Here is a 6,915-nt window from a genome sequence, read left to right on the forward strand (position 1 = left end):
ATCCCCTTATCTGATGAACAGGCTGTGTGCGGCGTCGTTGGCGACACCGAGCACGGACTCCGGGTAGAGCCCCACTCCTACGGTAACCAGCAACGAAACGGCGATGACGGCCACGGTCCCCATACTGGGCACCGCGATCGCCGGGCCGTCGGCCGCCGGCTCGCTGAAGAACATCAGCACGATCACGCGGACGTAGAAGAACGCGGCGATGGCCGAGGCCACCACACCCACTACGACCAGGCCGGCCATCCAGCCGCCCATCGAGTCGCCGGGCTGCGTGCCACTGTTCAGAGCGGCGGCGAAGACGGCGTACTTGCCGAAGAAGCCGCTCGTGAGCGGGATGCCGGCGAAGGCCAGCAGGAAGAAGGCGAACACCCCGGCCAGCACCGGCGCGCGCTTGCCGAGCCCGGCCCAGCGCGACAGGTGACCGGCCTCGCCGCCAGGGTCGCGTACGAGCGTGACCACCGCGAACGCGCCGACCGTCGTGATGCCGTAGACCGCCAGGTAGAACAGGATCGCCTTGAGGGAGACCGCGTTCTGCTCGGCGGAGCCGAACGTGGCCATCACGCCGACGAGCAGGAAGCCCGCGTGCGCGATGGACGAGTACGCCAGCATCCTCTTGATCTCGGTCTGCGTGATCGCCAGGATCGAGCCGACGATCATGGTCAGGGCGGCGACGCCCCAGATGATCGGCCGCCAGTTCCAGTCGAGGTTGCCCAGACCCACCCAGAACACCCGCAGCACGGCGCCCATGGCCGCGACCAGCGTGCCGGAGGCCATGAGAGCGGTGATGGGCGTCGGAGCGCCCTGGTAGACGTCCGGCTTCCAGGCGTGGAACGGCGCCGCACCGATCTTGAACAGCAGGCCCACGCCGAGCAGCGCGAGACCGAGCATCAGGATCGGGTCGAGCGAGGCGCTCCTGGCCATGGCCTCGTTGATGCCCGGCAGCGAGACGGTGCCGGCGAAGCCGTACACCATCGCGGTGCCGTACAGGAAGAAGGCCGAGGAGAACGCGCCCAGCAGGAAGTACTTCATGGACGCCTCCTGCGAGAGCAGGCGACGCCGGCGGGCCAGGCCGCACAGCAGGTAGAGCGGCAGCGACATGACCTCGAGGCCCACGAACATCATCAGCAGGTCGTGGGCGGCCGGGAAGAGCAGCATGCCGCCGACCGCGAACAGCACCAGCGGGTACACCTCGGTGTGCCCGCCGCCCGTGGCCTCGGCCTCCTCCTCGTCGGCGCTGCCGGGCACGGCCGCGGCCGAGGCGACGAAGTGGCCCTCGTCGTTGATCAGCAGCACGCACACGAACGACAGGACGAGGATGACGCCCCAGATGAACAGCGCGGGCCCGTCCACCGCGACCGCGCCCATGGCTACCGGCGCGGTGGGCACGTTGCCGCGCAGCACCTGGACGAGCACCAGGGCGAACGCGCCGAACAGGCTCAGCAGGGTGAGCGGGACATGGATCGACTTACGCAGGTATCGCGGCGCGAACGCCTCGACGAGCACTCCGATGACGGCCGCGCCGAACACCACCAGCAGCGGCGCCAGCGTGCCGTACTCGATCGTCGGCGCTGGGATGGAGTTCACTGACCTGTCCCCTTCTCAGCGATGGTGGAGGTGGGCACCTTCACGTTGGTCAGCGTCTGGTGCACCGACGGGTTGATCACGTCCAGCAGCGGCTTGGGGAAGAAGCCGAAGCCGATGATCAGGGCGACCAGCGGGGCCAGCACCCAGATCTCGCGGGCGTTCAGGTCCTTGAACGCCTTGACCGGCTCGGCCGTCGGCCCGTTCATGGCCCGCTGGACCATCCACAGGATGTAGACGGCGGCGAGGATGACCGCCACCGCGGCGACCACCGCGGCCACCGTCAGGGCGCCCGACCCGTGGGCCTGGCTGGAGTACGTGCCGACCATGACCATGAACTCGCTCACGAACGAGGAGAGCCCCGGCAGCGAGAGACCGGCCAGACCGGCGACCAGGAAGAAGCCCGCGAGCACCGGCGCGACGCTCTGCACGCCTCCGTAGTCCCCGATGAACGGCGAGCCGCGCCTGGCGATGAGGAAGCCCGCGGCCAGGAACAGCGCGCCGGTGGCGAAGCCGTGGTTGACCATGTAGAGGGCCGCGCCGGACTGGGCGACCGACGACATGGCGAACACGCCGAGCACGATGAACCCGAAGTGCGAGATCGACGTGTACGCGATGAGGCGCTTCATGTCGGTCTGCCCGATGGCCACGATGGCGCCGTAGATGATGCTGATGACCGCCAGTACGACGATCGGCATCGTGAACGCCTTTGCCGCGTCGGGGAACAGCTCCAGGCAGAAGCGGAGCATCCCGAACGTGCCGACCTTGTCCAGCACGCCCACCAGCAGCACGGCGGCACCGGCCGGAGCCTGCGCGGCCGCGTCGGGCAGCCAGGTGTGCACCGGCCAGAGCGGCGCCTTGATCGCGAAGGCGATGAAGAAGCCCGCGAACAGCCACTTCTGCATGGCCGGGTCCTGCACGACCCCGATCAGCTCGGGGAACATGAAGGTCTTGCTGCCGCCGACCACGTAGAGCCCGATGACCGCGACCAGCATGAGCAGGCCGCCGAACAGCGAGTACAGCAGGAACTTGACGGCCGCGTAGGACCGCTGGGCGCCGCCGTACGACCCGATCATGAAGTACATCGGGATCAGCATGGCTTCGAAGAACACGTAGAAGAGGAAGATGTCGGTCGCCGCGAAGACGCCGATCATCATCGTCTCGAGCACCAGCAGCAGCGAGAAGTACGTCTTCACCGACCGCTTGGGCGTGATGAGCGTGCCGTCGGCGGTCTTGACGCCGTCGGCGTCGTGCCAGGAGGCCAGCACCACGATCGGCACCAGCACCACCGAGAGCGCGATCAGCACGAGCGCGACGCCGTCCACGCCGACCCCGAACTTCACGCCGAAGCTCGGGATCCAGTTGTACTCGGCGGTGAACTGGAAGCGCGGACCGGCCGGCTTGAACCCGGCGGCCATGACACCCGTGAGGACCAGCGTCAGCAGCGAGACCAGCAGGGTGACCTGCTTGGCCAGCTTGTCACTGCCCTTGGGAAGCAGGGCCACCACGATGGCGCCCACCACGGGCACCGCCATGAGTATCGGAAGCCAGGGTGACATCAGAGGTTCCCAACGAGGAGCAGGGCGCCGGTCAGCAGGGCGGCACCGATGAAGATGGACAGCGCGTACGTTCTGGCGAAGCCCGTCTGGAGCCTCCGCAGGCGCCCCGAAGTGCCCCCGATGCCCGCGGCCAGGCCGTTGACCAGCCCGTCGATGCCGCGGTTGTCGAAGAACACCGCGATGCGGGTCAGCCACTGGCCGGGGCGCATGAAGAGCGACTCGTTGAGCGCGTCGCCGTAGAGGTCACGGCGGGCGAACGTGGTGAGGAACGACCCGCGCGGCTGCACGACGGGCACCTCGGCCCGGCCGTACCTCATCCAGGCGAAGGCCGCGCCGACCGCGACGAGCGCGAGCGTGGCGAGACCTGCCGGGCTGGTGGCGTGGAACGAGGGCACCTCCTCCGGCCGGCCGACGGCCGGGGCGAGGAACATCATGAGGCGGTTGCTCAGGATGAGGTAGCCGCCCAGCCCGATCGAGCCGATCGACAGGATGATCAGCGGCCAGGTCATGACGGCCGGCGACTCGTGCGGGTGCGCGTCCTCGGCCCAGCGCTTCTCGCCGAAGAAGGTCATGAAGACCATCCGCGACATGTAGAAGCCAGTGATGCCCGCGCCCAGGACGGCCAGCCAGCCGAGGACCGGGCTGTGCTCGACCGCGGTCTCGATGATGCCGTCCTTGGTGAAGTAACCGGACAGCAGCGGGAACCCGATGATCGCCAGGTAGCCGATGAAGAACGTCACGAAGGTGATCGGCATGACCTTGCGCAACCCGCCGTACTTCCGCATGTCCACTTCGTCGTTCATGCCGTGCATGACCGAACCGGCGCCGAGGAACATGTCGGCCTTGAAGAAGCCGTGCGTGATCAGGTGACCGATCGCGAACGCGTATCCCGCGGGGCCGAGGCCCGCGCCGAGCATCATGTAGCCGATCTGCGACATCGTCGAACCGGCCAGGCCCTTCTTGATGTCGTCCTTCGCGCAACCGATGATCGCACCGGCGAGCAGCGTGGCCGCGCCGACGATGGTGACGGCGAGTGCCGCGCCCGAGCCCTCGGGGAAGAAGAACGCCCCCGAGCGGACCACCAGGTAGACGCCGGCGGTGACCATGGTCGCGGCGTGGATCAGGGCCGACACGGGGGTCGGGCCCTCCATGGCGTCCAGGAGCCAGGACTGCAGCGGGAGCTGGGCGGACTTGCCGCACGCGCCGAGCAGCAGCAGCAGGCCGATGGCCAGCATGGTGCCGTTCTCCTGGCCCGGCGTGATCTGCTCGCCGAGGCTCTTGAAGGTCAGCGTGCCGAACGTGGTCCAGATGACGAACATGCCGACCAGCAGGCCGAAGTCACCGACGCGGTTGACGACGAACGCCTTCTTCGCCGCGACCGCCGCCGACGGCTTGAACTGCCAGAACCCGATCAGCAGGTACGACGCCAGACCGACGCCCTCCCAGCCGATGAACAGGCCCACGTAGTTGTCGGACAGCACCAGCAGGAGCATCGCGGAGACGAACAGGTTCAGGTATCCGAAGAACCTGCGCCGGTGCTCGTCGTGCGACATGTAGCCGATCGAGTAGATGTGGATCAGCGACCCCACACCGGTGATCAACAGCGCGAAGCTGATCGACAGCGGGTCGATCAGCAGCCCCATCTTCACCAGGCCGGGGATGAAGTCGTAGAGCTCGACCGCCCTCCGGCGCTGCTCTTCCCCGAACCCGATGAGCTCGAAGAACGCCAGCACCGCCACGACGAACGAGGCGAGGGACATGGCCACGCCCAGCAGATGGCCCCAGCGGTTGGTGAACCGGCCCAGCACCAGCAGGATGGCCGCCCCCACGAGAGGGAGGGCGATCATCAGCCAGGAGACCCCGATCACGCCGCCGGTGTGCTGGATGATCTCAACAGGAGATTCCACCAGTCACCTCTTAGTACTTCAGCAGGTTGGCGTCGTCGACCGACGCGGACCTGCGGGTTCGGAAGATCGTCACGATGATGGCCAGGCCGACCACGACCTCGGCCGCGGCCACCACCATCACGAAGAACGCGATGATCTGGCCCTCCAGGTTGCCGACCTGCCTGGAGAAGGTGACGAAGGCGAGGTTGCAGGCGTTGAGCATGAGCTCCACGCACATGAACACCACGATCGCGTTGCGCCGGATCAGCACACCCAGAGCGCCGATGGCGAACAACAGGCCGGACAGGACGAGGTAGTGCGTCGTCACTTGGTCACCTCATTGTTCTGCTCGCTGTCATCCCGCTCGATGGCGTGCTCCTCGGCGTCTTCCTCGGCAGTGTGCTTGATGGCATCGGCGAGCTTCGGGTCGGCCGGCAGGTGGTCGTGCTCCACGTCGTAGCGGGCGATGTACCGGTTGACCGAGGACGGAGCGACCGACCCGTCGGGCAGCAGTGCCGGCATGTCGATGGCGTTGTTCCTGGCGTAGGTGCCGGGGCCGGGCAGCGCCGAGGGCTGGTCGCCGAGGAACCTGGCGCGGGCCAGGTCCTTCTGCGTCGGCTTCTCGGTGAGCCGCTCGCGGTGCGCCAGCACCATCGCGCCCAGCGCCGCCGTGATCAGCAGCGCCGAGGTGATCTCGAACGCGAACACGTACTTGGTGAACAGCAGCAGCGCGATCGAGCGGATGTAGCCGCCCTGCGCCGTGGCCTGCGCCAGCCCCGCCTGGTCGGCGAAGATCGCGTTGCCGAAGGCCAGGACGACCAGCACCAGGAAGCCGAGGGCCGCGAGGGAGGCCCAGACGCGCTGGCCCTTCAGCGTCTCGACGAAGGAGTCGGAGGAGTCGACGCCCACCAGCATGAGCACGAACAGGAACAGCATCATGATCGCGCCGGTGTAGACGATGATCTGCACCGCGGCCAGGAAGGGCGCGTCCTGCACGGCGTACAGGACCGCGAGGGAGAGCATCACCGTGCCGAGCATCAGCGCGGAGTACACGGCCTTCCTGTTGAAGACCATGCCGAGCGCGGCGCCGACGGACACGACGGCGAGCACCCAGAACGTGACGGTCTCACCCATTGGTCCGCCCCAGCCGGTAGTAGTCCTCTTCGGTCTCACCGAGCCGCATGGGGTGCGGGGGCTGCTCCATGCCCTGGGTGAGGGGCGCGAGCAGCATCTCCTTGGTGAAGATGAGGCTCTCGCGGGAGGTGTCGGCGAGCTCGTACTCGTTGGTCATGGTGAGCGCCCGGGTCGGGCAGGCCTCGATGCACAGACCGCAGAGGATGCACCGCAGATAGTTGATCTGGTACGTGCGCCCGTAACGCTCACCCGGCGAGAAACGCTCCTCGTCGGTGTTGTCCGCGCCCTCGACCAAGATCGCGTCGGCCGGACACGCCCAGGCGCACAGCTCGCAGCCGACGCACTTCTCCAGCCCGTCAGGCCAGCGGTTGAGCTGGTGACGCCCGTGGAAGCGAGGAGCCGTCGGCTTCTTCTCCTCCGGGTAGTTCGTCGTGACGGGCTTCTTGAACATCGTGTGGAAGGTGACCCCGAAGCCCTTGACGGGGTTCAGCCAATCAGTTAGTCCCACTGGGAATCTCCTTGTGCTGCACCCCGTGGTAGTGCGGCAGATCGAGCGGCGGCACCGGGAAGCCACCTGCCGTCGGCTCTTCGGACAGTTCCTCGAACTCGGCCTCGACCTGGGCCTTCTGGGCCTCCTTGCGCCGCTGGTTGACGGTGTCGAACCGCATCCAGATGGCCAGCCCGCCGATCACGATGATCCCGGTGACCACGAGGGCGATCATCCGGGACTCCTCGTTGAGCATCACGCT

Annotated in this window: 6 protein-coding genes and 1 pseudogene; all 7 read right to left on the reverse strand. The window is 67.4% G+C overall.

Features of this window, described 5'->3' with window-relative positions; all coding sequences use genetic code 11:
• Positions 1 to 6: 6 nt before the first annotated feature.
• A complete protein-coding gene (nuoN, locus tag ACWDRB_RS40675) occupies positions 7 to 1,590 on the reverse strand; it encodes an NADH-quinone oxidoreductase subunit NuoN (RefSeq protein WP_449903034.1) in 1,584 nt (527 codons plus the stop codon).
• A complete protein-coding gene (locus tag ACWDRB_RS40680) occupies positions 1,587 to 3,146 on the reverse strand; it encodes an NADH-quinone oxidoreductase subunit M (protein ID WP_350733443.1) in 1,560 nt (519 codons plus the stop codon). The genes nuoN and ACWDRB_RS40680 overlap by 4 nt, the downstream gene beginning before the upstream one ends.
• A complete protein-coding gene (nuoL, locus tag ACWDRB_RS40685; RefSeq protein ID WP_449903049.1) occupies positions 3,146 to 4,993 on the reverse strand; it encodes an NADH-quinone oxidoreductase subunit L in 1,848 nt (615 codons plus the stop codon). The genes ACWDRB_RS40680 and nuoL overlap by 1 nt, the downstream gene beginning before the upstream one ends.
• Before the next feature lie 70 nt (positions 4,994 to 5,063).
• Positions 5,064 to 5,360, reverse strand: coding sequence for an NADH-quinone oxidoreductase subunit NuoK (gene nuoK / locus ACWDRB_RS40690; RefSeq protein ID WP_185069996.1), 297 nt, complete (start codon positions 5,358 to 5,360; stop codon positions 5,064 to 5,066).
• Positions 5,357 to 6,166 (reverse strand): NADH-quinone oxidoreductase subunit J, encoded by an 810-nt coding sequence (locus tag ACWDRB_RS40695; protein ID WP_397375652.1) that lies wholly within the window; start codon positions 6,164 to 6,166, stop codon positions 5,357 to 5,359. The genes nuoK and ACWDRB_RS40695 overlap by 4 nt, the downstream gene beginning before the upstream one ends.
• Complete coding sequence (gene nuoI, locus ACWDRB_RS40700) at positions 6,159 to 6,674, reverse strand: NADH-quinone oxidoreductase subunit NuoI (RefSeq protein WP_363985821.1); 516 nt, start codon at positions 6,672 to 6,674, stop codon at positions 6,159 to 6,161. Before nuoI ends, ACWDRB_RS40695 begins: the two co-directional genes overlap by 8 nt.
• Positions 6,661 to 6,915: pseudogene (locus ACWDRB_RS40705) on the reverse strand (NADH-quinone oxidoreductase subunit NuoH); the annotation flags it as partial. The pseudogene ACWDRB_RS40705 and the gene nuoI, both read right to left, overlap by 14 nt.

Source organism: Nonomuraea sp. NPDC003707, assembly GCF_053587055.1.